This window comes from Rugosibacter aromaticivorans (assembly GCF_000934545.1).
In the GTDB taxonomy this organism is placed as follows: Bacteria; Pseudomonadota; Gammaproteobacteria; order Burkholderiales; family Rhodocyclaceae; genus Rugosibacter; species Rugosibacter aromaticivorans.
In genome coordinates this window covers 1,241,059-1,255,737 of the sequence record NZ_CP010554.1, presented here as the reverse complement: position 1 = coordinate 1,255,737, position 14,679 = coordinate 1,241,059, and the positions used below count along the sequence as shown (strand labels likewise).

General features: G+C 56.0%; 12 protein-coding genes. 2 read left to right on the top strand and 10 right to left on the bottom strand.

Going from position 1 to position 14,679, the window contains the following annotated elements; all coding sequences use genetic code 11:
- Positions 1–38 precede the first annotated feature (38 nt).
- Both pbpG and PG1C_RS06240 read right to left on the bottom strand, forming a co-directional pair.
- Complete coding sequence (pbpG, locus tag PG1C_RS06245) at positions 39–1,016, bottom strand: D-alanyl-D-alanine endopeptidase (protein ID WP_202636526.1); 978 nt, start codon at positions 1,014–1,016, stop codon at positions 39–41.
- Positions 1,017–1,096: 80 nt separating this feature from the next.
- On the bottom strand, positions 1,097–2,284 hold the full coding sequence (locus tag PG1C_RS06240) for a patatin-like phospholipase family protein (protein ID WP_202636525.1): 1,188 nt from the start codon (positions 2,282–2,284) through the stop codon (positions 1,097–1,099).
- Positions 2,285–2,710: 426 nt separating this feature from the next.
- On the opposite strand from PG1C_RS06240, the gene PG1C_RS06235 reads away from it, so the two are divergent.
- A complete protein-coding gene (locus PG1C_RS06235) occupies positions 2,711–4,549 on the top strand; it encodes a phosphoenolpyruvate carboxykinase (GTP) (RefSeq protein WP_202636524.1) in 1,839 nt (612 codons plus the stop codon).
- Positions 4,550–4,636: 87 nt separating this feature from the next.
- Here PG1C_RS06235 and PG1C_RS06230 read toward each other — a convergent pair whose 3' ends face one another.
- The 3 genes from PG1C_RS06230 to PG1C_RS06220 are packed head-to-tail and all read right to left on the bottom strand — an operon-like array spanning position 4,637 to position 8,212.
- Positions 4,637–6,514 carry a chorismate-binding protein gene (locus PG1C_RS06230; protein ID WP_237218310.1) on the bottom strand — a complete coding sequence of 626 codons (1,878 nt, stop codon included), beginning with the start codon at positions 6,512–6,514 and terminating at the stop codon, positions 4,637–4,639.
- A gap of 16 nt (positions 6,515–6,530) precedes the next feature.
- The gene (locus tag PG1C_RS06225; RefSeq protein ID WP_202636523.1) at positions 6,531–7,346 is read right to left on the bottom strand and encodes a class I SAM-dependent methyltransferase; all 816 of its coding nucleotides are present in this window, start codon (positions 7,344–7,346) and stop codon (positions 6,531–6,533) included.
- Positions 7,347–7,366: 20 nt separating this feature from the next.
- Positions 7,367–8,212: an NYN domain-containing protein gene (locus PG1C_RS06220; RefSeq protein WP_202636522.1), complete on the bottom strand. Its 846-nt coding sequence runs from the start codon at positions 8,210–8,212 to the stop codon at positions 7,367–7,369.
- A 172-nt stretch (positions 8,213–8,384) separates the two neighbouring features.
- Here PG1C_RS06220 and PG1C_RS06215 point away from each other — a divergent pair, with 172 nt between their 5' ends.
- The gene (locus PG1C_RS06215) at positions 8,385–9,335 is read left to right on the top strand and encodes an AEC family transporter (RefSeq protein ID WP_202636521.1); all 951 of its coding nucleotides are present in this window, start codon (positions 8,385–8,387) and stop codon (positions 9,333–9,335) included.
- Positions 9,336–9,454: 119 nt separating this feature from the next.
- On the opposite strand, the gene PG1C_RS06210 is transcribed toward PG1C_RS06215, so the two are convergent.
- Genes PG1C_RS06210 through PG1C_RS06190 form a run of 5 tightly spaced genes read right to left on the bottom strand, consistent with a single transcriptional unit; the run spans position 9,455 to position 14,603 of the window.
- The gene (locus PG1C_RS06210) at positions 9,455–9,889 is read right to left on the bottom strand and encodes a universal stress protein (RefSeq protein WP_202636520.1); all 435 of its coding nucleotides are present in this window, start codon (positions 9,887–9,889) and stop codon (positions 9,455–9,457) included.
- Between the two features lie 23 nt (positions 9,890–9,912).
- The gene (locus PG1C_RS06205) at positions 9,913–11,070 is read right to left on the bottom strand and encodes an HlyD/EmrA/EmrK family protein (protein WP_202636519.1); all 1,158 of its coding nucleotides are present in this window, start codon (positions 11,068–11,070) and stop codon (positions 9,913–9,915) included.
- Between the two features lie 8 nt (positions 11,071–11,078).
- Positions 11,079–12,611: an efflux transporter outer membrane subunit gene (locus PG1C_RS06200; RefSeq protein WP_237218309.1), complete on the bottom strand. Its 1,533-nt coding sequence runs from the start codon at positions 12,609–12,611 to the stop codon at positions 11,079–11,081.
- 4 nt (positions 12,612–12,615) lie between these two features.
- Entirely contained in the window at positions 12,616–14,172 is a 1,557-nt protein-coding gene (locus tag PG1C_RS06195; RefSeq protein WP_202636518.1) for a DHA2 family efflux MFS transporter permease subunit, read from the bottom strand.
- Positions 14,169–14,603 carry a MarR family winged helix-turn-helix transcriptional regulator gene (locus PG1C_RS06190; RefSeq protein ID WP_202636517.1) on the bottom strand — a complete coding sequence of 145 codons (435 nt, stop codon included), beginning with the start codon at positions 14,601–14,603 and terminating at the stop codon, positions 14,169–14,171. Before PG1C_RS06190 ends, PG1C_RS06195 begins: the two co-directional genes overlap by 4 nt.
- Positions 14,604–14,679 lie beyond the last annotated feature (76 nt).

Below are 14,679 nucleotides of genomic sequence, written 5' to 3'. Positions count from 1 at the left end.
ACGACGAAACGTGTCAAACGCGTTGTTTGCATGATGAATCAACTCGTCGGCAAGCGTGGCGCCGCTGCGGCTTCAACCCAGCGCTTGATGCGGTTAGCATCGCCAAAGCGAGTCATTTTTCCTACGGAATCGAGCAGAACGATGATGACCGGTTTACTGTTGATCCAGGCCTGCATCACCAAACAGCGGCCCGCTTCGCTGATATATCCGGTTTTTGACAACCCGATGTCCCATGCCGGACTTTTAACCAGTGCATTGGTATTGCGAAACTGTTGCGATCGCCCTGCGACATTCACTTCTTCTCCCACGGTGGTCGTGAATTCACGGATCAACGGATACTGGTGCGCCGCATCAACCATTTTGGCTAAATCTCGCGGGCTGGAGACATTCGTTGGGGTGAGTCCGGTCGGATCAAAAAAATGCGTATCAGCGAGCCCCAGTGCTCTTGCCTTGGTGTTCATCGCTGCGACAAACGTTTTTTGACCACCCGGATAATGACGCGACAGGGCAGAAGCCGCACGATTCTCTGAAGACATGAGTGCCAGGCGTAACATTTCTTCTCGCGATAACTGAGTACCCACGCTCAGACGCGAATGGGTACCTTTGAGCGTATCCACGTCTTCTTCGCCAATAGTCAGGGTTTCTTTAAGGTCCGGCTTGGCATCCAAGGCCACCATGGCCGTCATCAACTTGGTAATCGATGCAATGGGTAATACCGCATTCGCGTTTTTTTCGTACAACACTGCCCCGGTACTCTGATCCTGCACCAGCACCGCAGTCGATTGCAAGGCAAGGCTCTGCGGGCTATCGGTGACACTCGAAGACAGCCGTCTCTGTCGAACCGCCCTGACAGCCTTTGCATGCCTCACACGTTTCTTCTGCTTGACATGGACGGCTTGCTTGCCATGCAGGGTGACGTGCACGAGTTTCTTTTTGTATGCTGCTTGCGCAACCATGGGCGTGACGCCCATACTAACAACAGCGGTTGCCAGCAGCATGAGAAGCATTTTTTTCATTAACGGTACCCTTTACCGAGTGCTCATGGCTTGATACTAACACCAATCTTCATTTGATTTAATCGGTTAGACCTGAAATTTCAAGCGGAATCTTGCTCTTTTTCTTGTGCTTCGTCATTCTCTTGCCCACCGTCGGTGTCTAGAAATTTTATAATTTTTTCGCGTTGCATCAGCGTGTCGTGGTATCCAAGATCGATCAAGGCGCGAGTGTACGCTCGTTCAAAGAGCAAATAACTAATCAGCGCCCCGCCATTGCGATTCATGGCCCCAATACCTCGCAACAACATCCGCACTGGCCAAGGTAAAGCCCAGGCATACCGCGCTGCAAGATGGTCAGGACGCTCAGAAGGCGAAATCACGAGCACCTCTATCGGGCGCAGTGTTGTTCCTTGCTGGTGACGTATCGCTTCGGGTATCAGTGAGATCGTATGATTTATTCGAATCAGCCGTTCAAGGTCAACAGACAGACTATCCAGAAAAATACTGGACAACACATGGCCGGCGATCTGTGCCAGCGAAGGATAGGTCGCGATGCGTGGACGCACATGCTCCTCATGCAGGCGGCCCGCACCGATCGCCAGCACTTTGTCCGCACCCAGGTGGATGGCCGGAGAAATAGGGGCTGTTTGTCGCATCGATCCATCGCCAAACCATTCGCGATTGATCTTCACGGCGGGGAAAACAAAGGGAATCGCACTCGATGCCATCAGATGATCCAAGTTCAGCCTGACATGCGCCCCTACCCGCTGGCTTCGCTGCCAAGGCTCAAGATCAGCGCGCCCTTGAAAAAACGTCACACTCTGCCCGCTCGAATAACCAGAACAAGTAATACTCACCGAATGTAACGCCTGGCTTTCAATAGCCCGCTCAATCCGATTAAAGTCCAAGCTATCGGTTAACAATTGACGCAAGGGCGAGTTATCGAGTAATGAGCGCGGAGCACGGTGCGTCACCCAACCAAACATCAGCGCAGCCAGCCAGCGCGCACCTGAGCTCGCCACCCCCAGAACATCCGTGCGATACACCTGATGGGCATGGAAATTTTCCCACACATGACACAGATGATCGACCCCGGCACCAAAATTCTCGGCCCATGTCGCCATCGTTGCGGCATTGATCGCACCAGCCGAAGTACCACAAAGTATCTGAAACGGATTACGTCGCGGCTCGGGTAACAGTTCACGCACCGCCTTGAGCACACCGACCTGATATGCCGCCCGCGCACCACCACCGGTAAGAATTAATGCAATCTGAGGCCGCTTGGTCATCTTTCGTTTGTCACGCGAGGCATGTCCAAAATCTCATTCTACTGCCGTGTCACCAGCGCCGACTTTTTGGCAAAGGTGAATAACCAGTCGTATTGTGTATGCTTCTGTAGGTTGTGTAACTTCTAACGAGAATCGATCCATCTTCAACTATCAAGTGATTATCGGATGACCATCGATGACGCATCATGATATAGTGGGGAAATAACCATTTCCGCATGCTAGCAACCTGGTGCTCACCCCGCACCAACGCAGCATCCGCAACGCCACTATCGCGACGCGGCCAACCGAAAGCTGGTGATCCCTACCCCCCTGATCACTTAGCCTTGCGGTGCCAAGCGGAGCGTTCATAAGTTAATAAGTTAGTAAGTTAACGTGGATTAACATGATAACGAATTGACGATTTAATCCTTGGAGATCCCTTGCCTCATGAAAAAATCACCTTTGGCCGATGCCCCTGGCTACATTAAGCACACCAGACTCATTCAGTGGATTGCTGAAGTCGCCGCGCTGACTGAACCTGATCGGGTTATGTGGTGTGATGGATCACAAGAAGAAGCCGACACCCTTTTTGCGCAGATGGTCGCCACTGGCAGCATGAAGCAACTCAACCCTGTCAAACGTCCGAACTCTTACCTTGCGCTATCCGACCCTTCCGACGTCGCGCGCGTCGAAGACCGCACCTACGTCTGCACCACCGACCCGGAAGATGCCGGTCCCAACAACAACTGGGAAGACCCGGCAAAAATGAAGGCGACGCTGCGCGGCCTGTTCAAAGGCTGCATGCGCGGCCGTGCGATGTATGTGATTCCGTTCTCGATGGGCCCCATTGGTTCACCCATCGCCCATATCGGCATCGAACTTTCCGACAGTCCCTATGTTGTGGTGAACATGCGCATCATGACCCGCATGGGCCGCGCGGTGATCGATCAACTGGGCACAGACGGCGAATTCGTGCCCTGTTTGCACAGTGTCGGCCACCCGCTCGCAGCGGGCGAAAAGGATGTGAAATGGCCGTGCAACAAGACCAAATACATCTGCCACTTTCCCGAAACACGCGAAATCTGGTCCTTCGGCTCCGGTTACGGCGGCAATGCGCTGCTGGGCAAGAAATGTTTTGCGTTGCGCATCGCTTCGACCATGGCGCGTGACGAAGGCTGGCTCGCCGAGCACATGCTGATTCTTGGCGTTGAGTCGCCACAAGGGGAGAAATCCTACGTTGCCGCCGCCTTCCCCTCGGCCTGCGGCAAGACGAATTTCGCCATGCTGATTCCACCCCAGAGTCTCGGCGGCTGGAAGGTGACAACCGTGGGCGACGACATTGCCTGGATCAAGCCGGGCAAGGATGGGCGGCTTTACGCCATCAATCCCGAATCCGGTTTTTTCGGTGTCGCCCCCGGCACCTCGGAAAAGACCAACTTCAATGCCATGGCAACGCTGAAGGAAAACATCATTTTCACCAATGTCGCGCTCACCGATGACGGCGATGTGTGGTGGGAAGGCATGAGCAAAGAACCGCCCGCGCATCTGATCGACTGGCAGGGCAAGGACTGGACGCCCGCAGACGGCAAGGCCGGGCGCAAGGCCGCACACCCCAATTCGCGCTTCACCGCACCGGCCGCACAGTGTCCATCGATCGACCCGGACTGGGAAAACCCTGCGGGCGTGCCCATCTCGGCCTTCATCTTCGGTGGTCGCCGCGCCACCACCGTACCGCTGGTCTTCGAAGCCTTCAACTGGAACTATGGTGTCTATATGGCGGCCACGCTGGGCTCGGAAACCACAGCAGCGGCGACAGGTGCGCAAGGCGTCGTACGCCGCGACCCCTTCGCCATGCTGCCCTTCTGCGGTTATCACATGGGCGATTATTTCAATCACTGGCTAAAGATCGGCCACCAGATCGAGCACACGCCACGCATTTTTACGGTCAACTGGTTCCGCCAGGATGCGGCAGGCAACTTCATGTGGCCTGGTTTTGGCGAAAACATGCGCGTACTGAAATGGATTGTCGAGCGGTGCAACGGGCGCGCCGATGCAAAACAAACGGCACTGGGCTGGGTTCCCCGCTTCGAAGACCTTGACTGGAGCGGCAATGACAATGTTTCAAAAACAGGGTTCGAGCAACTTGCCGCAATCGATACTGCCGCCTGGCGCGAAGAACTCAAACTGCATGCCGAATGGTTTGACAAGCTGAAAAGCCGTATGCCGCAGCAACTGACGCTGAAGCGCGACTTGTTCGAGCTCGCTCTTGCAGACCAGCGCGACTAATCGAAACAGTTAATTTTTTTCAGCTATCCGGATTTTCGGGCTGTTCAACAGGCATCTGAATATTCGACGACACCAGGCATGCGCGTGTTACAAATCGGCCCGGCCCTGCCAGTCAATCAGCGCCGGAAGCACGCCGCGTAAGGCATTGCAGACGATTACCTCCTCGGCCGCGCGCAGATCATCCAGCGTTAGCGGCCTCTCCGTCGCCGCCCACGCCGGATCGTCGAGGATTACACGCCGCATCACGCCGGGCAGCAGGCCGCTGGCAAGCGGTGGCGTGTGCCAACGACCGGAAAGTTTGACGAATAACGTGCTGCGTGCGCCTTCGGTAACTTCGCCGCGGTCATTGCAGAACAGCACATCGAACGCGCCAGCCGCTTCGGCCGCATGCCATGCAGCATCATAGCGCGCCCGATGGGTGGTCTTGTGGCGCAAAAATAGCGGCTCGATGCGGACTGGCTCCTGCGCCAGGAGCAGGGTGACCGGTGTGTTCAGGGCGCCCAGCGGCGCGCACTCCAGACGCACCGTGCCCGCGTGGTCGAGCGCCAGGCGCAGGCGATGCGGGGACTGCGGCGGCAACTGCGCGCAGGCTGCCGCGAGCTTTTCGCGCAGGCTGGCTTCGTCGTAGCGAAAACCAAAATAACGGGCCGAGGCCGCGAGCCGCTGCAGATGCGGTTCAAGCAAGCGGCAACCAGCAGCCTGTGTTGCGCACATCGTTTCAAACAGCTCGAACTCATGACCCAGGCCGGTCAAAAAACCCGCCTTCAACCCGCATTCGCGAAACTCGGCTGCAGCCGTACTGTCATGCACGATGCCCGCCCCAACACCCATTTCACCGGCGTGCCGTTCTCCGGCATCAGGCGCAGCGAGCAAAAGCGTGCGGATGGGCACCGACAGACAAAAATCGCCCAGCGTGCGGCCCTTCTGCGGCGCATCAAACCAACCGATGGCGCCCGTGTAGTAACTCCGCGGCGCTGTTTCCAATTCACTGATGATTTCCAGCGTGCGGCGTTTTGGCGCACCGGTAACCGAGCCCGCAGGTAATAAAGCGGCCAGCACATGCGTCAGGGTCAGCGTGGGTTCAACATCGGCCTCAACTGTCGATGTCATCTGCAACACCTGGCCGTAGCGCGCGACGCTGAAAAGTTCCGGCACGCACACCGAGCCGAGCCGGGCGATACGACCGAAATCATTGCGCAGCAGATCGACGATCATCAGGTTTTCAGCGCGGTTCTTCGGATCGGCGGACAGCGCGGCAGCGCGCGCGGCATTTTCGCCCGGGTCGTCCGCTGCCGCTGCCGTGCCCTTCATCGGCAGCGCGCTCAAGCGGCCAGCGTTGTGCCGCACAGCCAGTTCGGGAGAAAATGACAGCACCGCGCGGCCATCGGCCAGCGCAATCAGCGCGCCAAAAGGCACCGGCTGGCGCACCCGCAAGCGCCGGTACAACGCAATCAGCGCGCCATACACTTCGAAGCGCAAGCGATAGGTGTAATTGACCTGATAAGTGTCGCCCGTTTCGATGTAGCGATGAATCCGCGCAATAGCTTCCGTGAACTCGGCTTCGCTCACGCTGGGCGTGAGTCCGGTCACCCCCGCGATGGCATCGCCAGCCGCGCCCGCGCGCTGGTCAAGCCACGCGTCAACCTCGGCGGCTGACAAATGCCGGCAGTTCCGGAACAGAAGAATTTGCGCCAGTTCATGTCCTGGCGGCAGCGCAATGCCCTGCAAAGCGGCACCCAGCTCATACGTGAACAGCCCGACGGCATGCAGCCCCTGTCCTTGCAGCCGCTGCATTTCTTCCAGCAGCGCAGAAAATTTTGCAGCGTTGGCACAGCGCAGCGTCGTGACGTGCCCCGTGTATAGGCGCGAGCGCGGCAACTCCGCACTCGCTCCATTATCGTCGAGCAGTGCAAAGCATTCAGCGCTGTCCAGAAACGGCTCTGCATTCCCTGCGGTCAGATTCAAAGCTGGGGGGTGCGATTCAGTAAGCAAAACGGTCTGACAGTTCGTCCAGATTCAACTCATGCAATATCTGCCCGATGCGCTGCCGCGCGTTACCGCGCGGGACACTCCCGCGACGGGCGATGATGAGCTCGTTTTTCATCGAATGCTCCCAGCCCACCAGCTCGGTCACCGTCAGTTCATACCCGTGGGATTCGAGCAGCAGACAACGCAGCACATTCGTCAGCTGGCTGCCGAATTCACGCGTGTGAACCGGATGCCGCCAGATTTCAGACAGCGGTGTTTTTGCAAATGACACATTTTTGTTCTGCCGCAAAACAGCAGCCACCTCCGCCTGGCAGCAAGGCACTAACACAATGAACTGCGCTTCCTTGTGCAAGGCAAAGCGAATTGCATCATCCGTTGCCGTGTCACACGCGTGTAGCGCGGTCACGATGTCAATGCGACTAGGCAAAGCAGGTGAAGTCACTGACGCTTCAACTGACAGATTAAGAAATGCCATGCGCGAAAAAGCCAGTCGCAGTGCCAGGGCCTCTGATTGGGCCACCAGCTCGGCACGTCGCTCAATACCGTAGAGCGTGCCTTTGTCACGCGATTTAAAAAATAAATCGTACAAAATAAAACCAAGATAAGACTTGCCAGCACCGTGATCAGCCAGCGTCACATCGCCACCCTCGCGCATGACTTCAACCAACAGCGGTTCGATGAAATGGACCAGGTGATAGATTTGCTTGAGCTTGCGGCGGCTGTCCTGATTCAGCTTTCCATCACGGGTAAGAATATGCAGCGCTTGCAAAAGCTCACGGGACTGCTCGGGTTTTATTTCACTACTCATACCACCTGACGTTTATAAAGTTAATCATCCATCGGCAATCGAATAGCATACTGACCCGATTTTTCATCGCGCTCGACGATGAGCAGTTTGCGCTTTTTGGCGTCCTCCAATAAATCGCGAAATGAACGGTAGCCATAATAAGATTCGGTAAACCCCGGCTTGCGCCGTTGCAAGGTGGGCTTGACCATCGAGCCCCACAAGGTCGCCTCGCCACCGCGTTCGGCAAGCAGCGCCTCGACCGTTTCGACCAGCAGATCGAGCGCTTCCTCGCGCTTGGTCTCCTCGGGCTTGGAATCCTCGGGTTTCTCCTCGGCCTTGCTTGCGGCTGATTTAGCCGTCGTCGTTTTTGCTGGCGCCTTCTTCGCGCTGCGTGTCTTTTTCGCTTCCTGCTCGCGCACCAGATCGTCGTAGAAAATGAACTCGTCGCAATTAGCCGACAGCAAGTCAGAGGTCGCCGCCTTCACACCGACGCCGATCACATGCTTGTTGTTCTCGCGTAGTTTGGAAACCAAGGGCGAGAAATCCGAGTCGCCGCTAATGATGACGAAGGTATCGACATGCGCTTTGGTATAACAAAGATCAAGCGCATCGACCACCATGCGGATATCGGCTGAATTCTTGCCTGACTGGCGCACATGCGGAATCTCGATCAACTCGAACGAAGCTTCATGCATCGGCGCCTTGAATTCCTTGTAGCGCGCCCAGTCGCAATAGGCTTTCTTGACCACAATGCTGCCCTTGAGCAGCAGCCGCTCCAACACTTTCTTGATGTCGAACTGGGCGTATTTTGCGTCGCGCACGCCCAGCGCAATGTTCTCGAAATCGCAGAACAGTGCCATATTGGTTATCTCGGGTAAGCCCGCCATAAGCAACTCCATTACGATGATTCACAAGGAAGACGCGAAGTTTCGCATGGAACGGCGAAACCCACACCGGATAAACTGCCATTTATCGCATCAAACAGCAGCCATAGTCGATTAGCTATAGCACACTGCACCCCAACCATTCACTTTGCCGTCTTACCAGCGCCGACTTTTCATGATATCCACGTTTTTTCATCACCTTGTCCTTGCAACACCGCTATTCGCCCTAGTTGTCATAGGCTACGCGCCGGTGCGCTGGTTTCATTGGCCTCCATCGGTGGCTGAAGGCTTAAGCCGCTTCGTGTTTTCAATCGCGCTACCCGCCATGCTCTTTCGCATGATGAGCGATTTTTCTCGCCTGCCGCCCGTGGATGCCCGTTTGCTGATTGCTTTTTTCGGCGGCTGCCTCATTGTTTTTGGTATCGGCCGTTTTGTCGCCTGGCGCTGGCTGCGACTCGACGGTGTAGCACAGTCCGTATTTGCTCTTGGCGGAATTTTTTCCAACAATGTGTTGCTGGGTTTACCACTGGCTAAAACCACCTTGGGTGAAGCGGCCCTACCCTCGGTTGCATTGATCCTGACATTTAATTCGCTCATTTTATGGACGTTGGTCTCCGTCTCTATCGAGTGGGCAAAGCATGGCAGCCCCTCATTTACCGGCTTTGCAAAAACGCTCCGCTCGGTCGCTACCAATCCCATTGTGGCTGCCATTATCAGTGGCACCTTGTTTGGCTTAACCGATAGCCACATTCCTGCGCTGATTGATGCACCGCTGGCCATGCTGGCTCAGATTGCAGCACCATTATCGCTCATCGCGCTGGGCATGAGCTTAGCCCAATATGGCATGCGCGCGGGCTGGCAACTGAGTACTGCCATTTGCACCTTAAAGCTCATGGTGCAGCCGCTGGTGGTGTGGTTGCTGGCCATCGCATTGGGTATTCCCACGATGGAAACACACGTTGTGGTGCTCATGGCCAGTTTGCCCGTGGGAGCGAATGTCTACCTGATGTCGCGTCAATTCAAAACACTGGAAGGCCCCGTGGCCGCCTCACTGGTTATTTCCACAGCACTTGCCGCAATCACCGCTCCACTGGTGTTAACCCTGCTTGGGGTCGTAGGGCAATGACCTCAAACACCGCAAAACCCTTGTCGCCGCCGTATCGTCAGCGCGCCCCTCGGTGCCGCGAAGCCAATCCCCTTGCCGGAAAACACCCTTGGGGCGTTGACTTTCAGTTGAGCGCATTCTCAGTCCGTGCCTGTTGCCACCAGCAAGCTGCATGGCAGGTGATCCAGCAGCTTGGCACTGACCGAGCCCTGGAACCAGCGCGCCAGAATGCCACGGTGCGCGTAGCCGAGCACGACCAGGTCCGCCTTTATCTGATTGGCATAGGCGGCAATTTCACCTGCCGGATCGCCGTAACGGATACAGGTAATCACGGTCAGGCGCTGGCCGCGAAGTTCTTCCACGGCGCTCGCCACGAGGCGTTCCAGTTCCTTCTCACCCTGCCCACATACGTCTTGTGCGCCAGCCGCCTCGGCAATCGCCATGCCGCCGCTGGTGACGGCAATACTTAGCAGGTGCAGTTCCGCCTTGCATACCTCAGCCAGTTCTGCGCTTTGCTTCAGGGCAGCGGTACTGAACGTGGATCCGTCATAAGCCAACAGTATCTTGCGGTACATGCTTACCCTTTCATGCCACAAAATTATTCGACAAGATTTTTAGCGATGATTTTATCGGCAATCGCTTCCCCCTCCGCCACTGGATGCACCGGTACCTGCGAGGTATACGCCGGAGCAGCCGGCATCGGCGTGCCCAACATGCTGCCGTCACGCTGATGGGTATCAACCGTCACCAAGGTAGACAGGCCGATACGCAAGGGGTGTTTGGCCAACTCTTGTGCATCCAGCGTAATGCGCACTGGCAAACGCTGCACCACCTTGACCCAGTTGCCAGTGGCATTTTGCGCCGGCAACAGGGAAAAGGCACTCCCGGTACCGGCAGCCAGGCCGGCGACCTTGCCGTGGTATTCCACCTTGCCGCCATAGATATCGGCTTCGATAATGACTGGCTGACCAATGCGGATATTGCGCAACTCAAGTTCCTTGAAGTTGGCATCCACCCACAATTGATTCAGCGGGACGATGGACAGCAATGGCGTGCCGGGCTCCACATGGACACCCACTTGCGCGCTGCGTTTGGCGATGTAGCCGGTGACCGGTGCGCGAATCGAGGTGCGCCGCAGGGCGATCCAGGCCTGCACCCAGGCAGCTTTGGCAGCAAGCACGCTAGGATGCCTGCTCAGATCGACACCCGCCAGTCCGGCGCGTGCCGCTGCTGCCTGTTTGCTGGCGATATCAAGCGCGGCGCGAGCATCGGCAACGGTCTGCCGGGCATGTGTGACTTCTTCGGCTGACAGCGTATGGTCAGCCGCTAATGGCACGCGGCGGGCGAGATCTTCCTCGGCTTTTTGCAGGCTCAGTTTGCGCTGCTGAACCTGCGCTTCATATTGCGCGATACCCGCGTATTGTCCGCGCAATTGCCTTACTGTGGCACCAAGTTGCGCTTCCGCTTCACGCAATGCCACCTCGGAATCAATGGTATCCAGCTTAACGATCTCCGCACCGGCTTCGACCCGTTCTGTTTCGTCGGCATGAATCTCCCTCACGCTGCCGGCAATCTGCGATGTCAGCACCACCAGATTGCCGCCAACATACGCGTTATCGGTCTCTTCCCGCTGCGTCAACACCCGTATGTAATACAGACCGTAAAGGATTATGGCAAGAATAAAAGTCAGCGTTACGCCGATCAACATCCGCTTGCGCTTGTTGCCATTCGTATAGGTTTCGTTTTCTGTTGTCATGATTTCTATCATTTCCTGAAGGCGATATCTGCCGGATTTTTTTCTGTCTTGTTTTCAACCTTATTGCCCATTTGGGGTTCTGCTCTGTAACCGCCACCCAATGCCTTGATCAGCGCCACTTCACTCAACAATTGCTGGTTTTTCACTTGCAGGCTGATGTCCTGCTCCTTTAGCGCCGCCAGTTCTGCACTCAACAGCGTGCTGCGATCAGCCAATCCTTGCGTGAAGCGCGCGCGGGCGCTACGCAGCAAGGCATCTGTCGCATTGGCGGCCGCCGTCTGTTCGCGAATTCGCACTTCCAATCCCCGCAAGGTCAGGCCTTCCTGTGCCACGTCGCGCACGGCATTGAAAACCAACTGGTTGTAATCGGCGATCAGCTCATTGCGTTGGGTGCGCGCCACACCAAGACGCGCTTGCAGGCGGCGACTGTCAAACAAGGGCAGGCTCAGAGCTGGCCCGATGAACAGCGTGCGGCTGGATGCCTTGAACAGATCACTCATTGACACACTGTCAAGGCCAATGAAACCGGTCAGGTTGATCTCTGGATAAAACCCCGCCTGATCCGCCTCAATACGGCTCAATGAGGCTTCGACCCGCCAGCGCGCGGCTTGCAGATCGGGACGCCGAGCCAGCAGTTCAATACCCAGCGAAGATGGCAGTGCATGCGGAATATCAGGTAGAGGCTGCGGCGTCAGGTCGGTCAGCGCCCGGCTATCGGCACCCAGCAAGGCGCGCAAAGCTTCACGCTCGCGCCCAAGTTGCGCATCGAGCGCCGCCTGTTCGCTATGCAAACGGTTTAATTCGGCTTCGGCTGTCCGCTGCTCATCAATTGAAGCAATGCCGTGCGCAATGCGCTTTACCTTGTCAGCTACCAGCTCTTCTTGCTTGACGCGTCGTTGTTGCAGCTTATCCAGCCGCGCCCATTGCGCCTGCAAATTGAAGTAACTCTGGGCCACGGCAGCCGCCAGGGTTTGCTCGGCCTGGGCATGCTCAGCATGGCGGGCATTGACTTCGCCCAAAGCCGCAGCAATCTGTGCCCGGCGCTTGCCCCACCAGTCAAAATCATGGCCGGCCAGAACTTTCAGTGTCGATTCAGTGTAATAACTCCCGCCTATGGGCGCAGGGAAAAAACCGTTCGCCGAATAGCGCTGGCGGTTGGTCTCTGCCTTGAGGCTGACATCCACGCCTTCGTCGGCAGAGTCCAGATTGAGTGCTGCCCGCGCCGCACCAATCCGTGCGGCAGTCATTTGCAGCGAAGGACTATTCTGTAAAGCCTGTGCCATCAGGCGATCCAACTGCACATCGCCGTAACCTGTCCACCATTGCGCTTGTGGCCAGTTATCATGTGTCAGCTTGATATCTGCGGCAAGCTGGGCACTCGCCAAATCCTGCCGTGGCAACACGTCATGATCGGGGGGAATCATGGCGCAACCGCTGATCGCCAGCAGCAGACTACCTAGACAAATTATTTGCGGAAGAGAAAAGTTCAATGAGCGCATGGTAGAGAATGAGAAAAATGACATTCGTATATTTTTTTGCATGAACTTACTCCATTACCACGTGTTCAACGTTCGCCGGCGCATGCTTTGACATTGGGCGCAGCAGAAATAGAAATGGAATGACCAGCAAGGCCATCAGACACATCAGCCAGAAATCATTGATATAGGCAATCATCGCGGCTTGCCGGGTAATCTCGGCATTCAATGCCAGCAGCCCTGCTGGCGTCGCGGGGTTATAGAACGTGGCGATGGCAGGATCATGGAAGACAGGATTAGCGTAGTTCACGCTCCCTGCCAAGGAGGCATGCATGATTTGTGTGTTACGCACGAGCAGAGTTTGCATCAGGGATATGCCGATGCTATTGCCGATATTGCGCATTAGACTGTATATGGCTGTGCCTTCGGCACGCATTTCCGGAGCAAGCGTAGCGAAGGTAGCCACACTCAAGGGCACGAAAGTCAGCCCGATACCTATGCCTTGTATCACCCCTGGCCAAACGATATCGCTTTGCGAAACCACCAGGGTGTAGCGACTCATCTGCCAGAGAGAGAAAGCCGTGATGCTGAATCCACTGAGCAGCAGGAAACGAACATCGACCCGACCGACCAGTCGACCGACAATAACCATCGATATCATCGTGCCAAAACCGGTAGGCGCCGTTAGAAAGCCTGCGGTCATCACTTCGTAATTCAGCATATTTTGCAAAAAACTGGGAATCAGGGCACGCGGCGTAAGGAGCACAATGCCGACAATGAAAATGAATACCAATCCGCTGAAATAATTGCGGTTCTTCAGTAATCGGTAATCAAAGAATGATTTGCCTGCCGGCCGCAGTAACGTATGCACGATGAAATAGACGGACATCAGTGCAAACAAAATTGCCTCGATCCAGGTTTCTAACGAAGCAAACCAGTCATTCTGCTCGCCGCGATCAAGCAGCATTTGTAACGCGCCAAGTGCGATACTCAAGGTAGCAAAACCGAACATGTCGAAACGTGTGCGCCGTATACCCGGCACATGCCGGATATAACGCCACATGCCATAAAGGGCGACAACTCCAATCGGAATATTGACAAAGAAAACCCAGCGCCAGTCATAATTCTCAGTCAGCCAACCGCCCAGCGTCGGCCCCAGAATCGGCCCGATCATCACACCCATACCCCACATCGCCATCGCCGCTCCCTGTTTTTCCTTCGGATTGATCTCCATCAGGATGACTTGTGACAGAGGAATAAGCGTGGCACCGAATGCCCCCTGCAACAAACGGGCAAACACAAGTTGCGTCAGTGAGGTGGATAAGCCACACATCATGGAAGAGAGCACAAAACCAGCCACCGAGCTTATCAGGACATATTTCTGACCAAACCTGTCAGACAACCAGCCAGCCAGTGGCGTCGCAATCGCCGTAGCGACAATATATGACGTCAGCACCCAGGTGATCTGATCCTGCGACGCCGACAGACTGCCCTGAATATGTGGCAAGGCGACATTGGCAATGGTGCTGTCAAGCGTTTGCATGACCGTGGCCAGCATGAGCGATAGCGTAATCATCCCCCGGTTGAGGGGACGCACCGCAGCGCCGGCGGTGGTAGCACTGTTCATGGTGCGGATTCCACCGCGATTTGCAATCGCTCCAGCAATTCAATGGCTATTGTCAGTTTGTCTTTATCGACAGTGGCCAGCAGCTCTTTGCTAAAAGCATCTGCTTCAGCTTTTACCTTGCCATAGAGCTGGTTGCCAGCTTTGGTCAGAACTACCAGGTTCACGCGCCGATCCGTCTCTGAAGGCTCGCGCACCAGCAGACCGGCCTCTGCCAGCCGGTCGACCATCGCCACCATCGTCGCGCCCTCCACCGCCAGACGCTGCGCCAATTCGGTTTGCGACAACGGCTGATCTGCTCTGGCCGCAACAGCGATGGTCATCCAGCTCGCCTGACTGACGCCGAGATACTTGAGTCGGCGATCCAATGCCAACCGCCAGGCACGCGCTGTGCTGTGCAGGGCGCGGGAGAAGCGTTCTTCGAGGGTACTCACAATAGATAAGTAGGCTAATAGTTAGATCACTAACCATAATAATAGCAAAAGCCTTTTGGAAAAAACAACAAAGCGC

Coding starts and splice junctions, on each gene's coding strand:
- pbpG (WP_202636526.1), bottom strand. CDS start 1,016: ATGAAAAAAATGCTTCTCATGCTGCTGGCAACCGCTGTTGTTAGTATG.
- PG1C_RS06240 (WP_202636525.1), bottom strand. CDS start 2,284: ATGACCAAGCGGCCTCAGATTGCATTAATTCTTACCGGTGGTGGTGCG.
- PG1C_RS06235 (WP_202636524.1), top strand. CDS start 2,711: ATGAAAAAATCACCTTTGGCCGATGCCCCTGGCTACATTAAGCACACC.
- PG1C_RS06225 (WP_202636523.1), bottom strand. CDS start 7,346: ATGAGTAGTGAAATAAAACCCGAGCAGTCCCGTGAGCTTTTGCAAGCG.
- PG1C_RS06220 (WP_202636522.1), bottom strand. CDS start 8,212: ATGGCGGGCTTACCCGAGATAACCAATATGGCACTGTTCTGCGATTTC.
- PG1C_RS06215 (WP_202636521.1), top strand. CDS start 8,385: ATGATATCCACGTTTTTTCATCACCTTGTCCTTGCAACACCGCTATTC.
- PG1C_RS06210 (WP_202636520.1), bottom strand. CDS start 9,889: ATGTACCGCAAGATACTGTTGGCTTATGACGGATCCACGTTCAGTACC.
- PG1C_RS06205 (WP_202636519.1), bottom strand. CDS start 11,070: ATGACAACAGAAAACGAAACCTATACGAATGGCAACAAGCGCAAGCGG.
- PG1C_RS06200 (WP_237218309.1), bottom strand. CDS start 12,611: ATGCAAAAAAATATACGAATGTCATTTTTCTCATTCTCTACCATGCGC.
- PG1C_RS06195 (WP_202636518.1), bottom strand. CDS start 14,172: ATGAACAGTGCTACCACCGCCGGCGCTGCGGTGCGTCCCCTCAACCGG.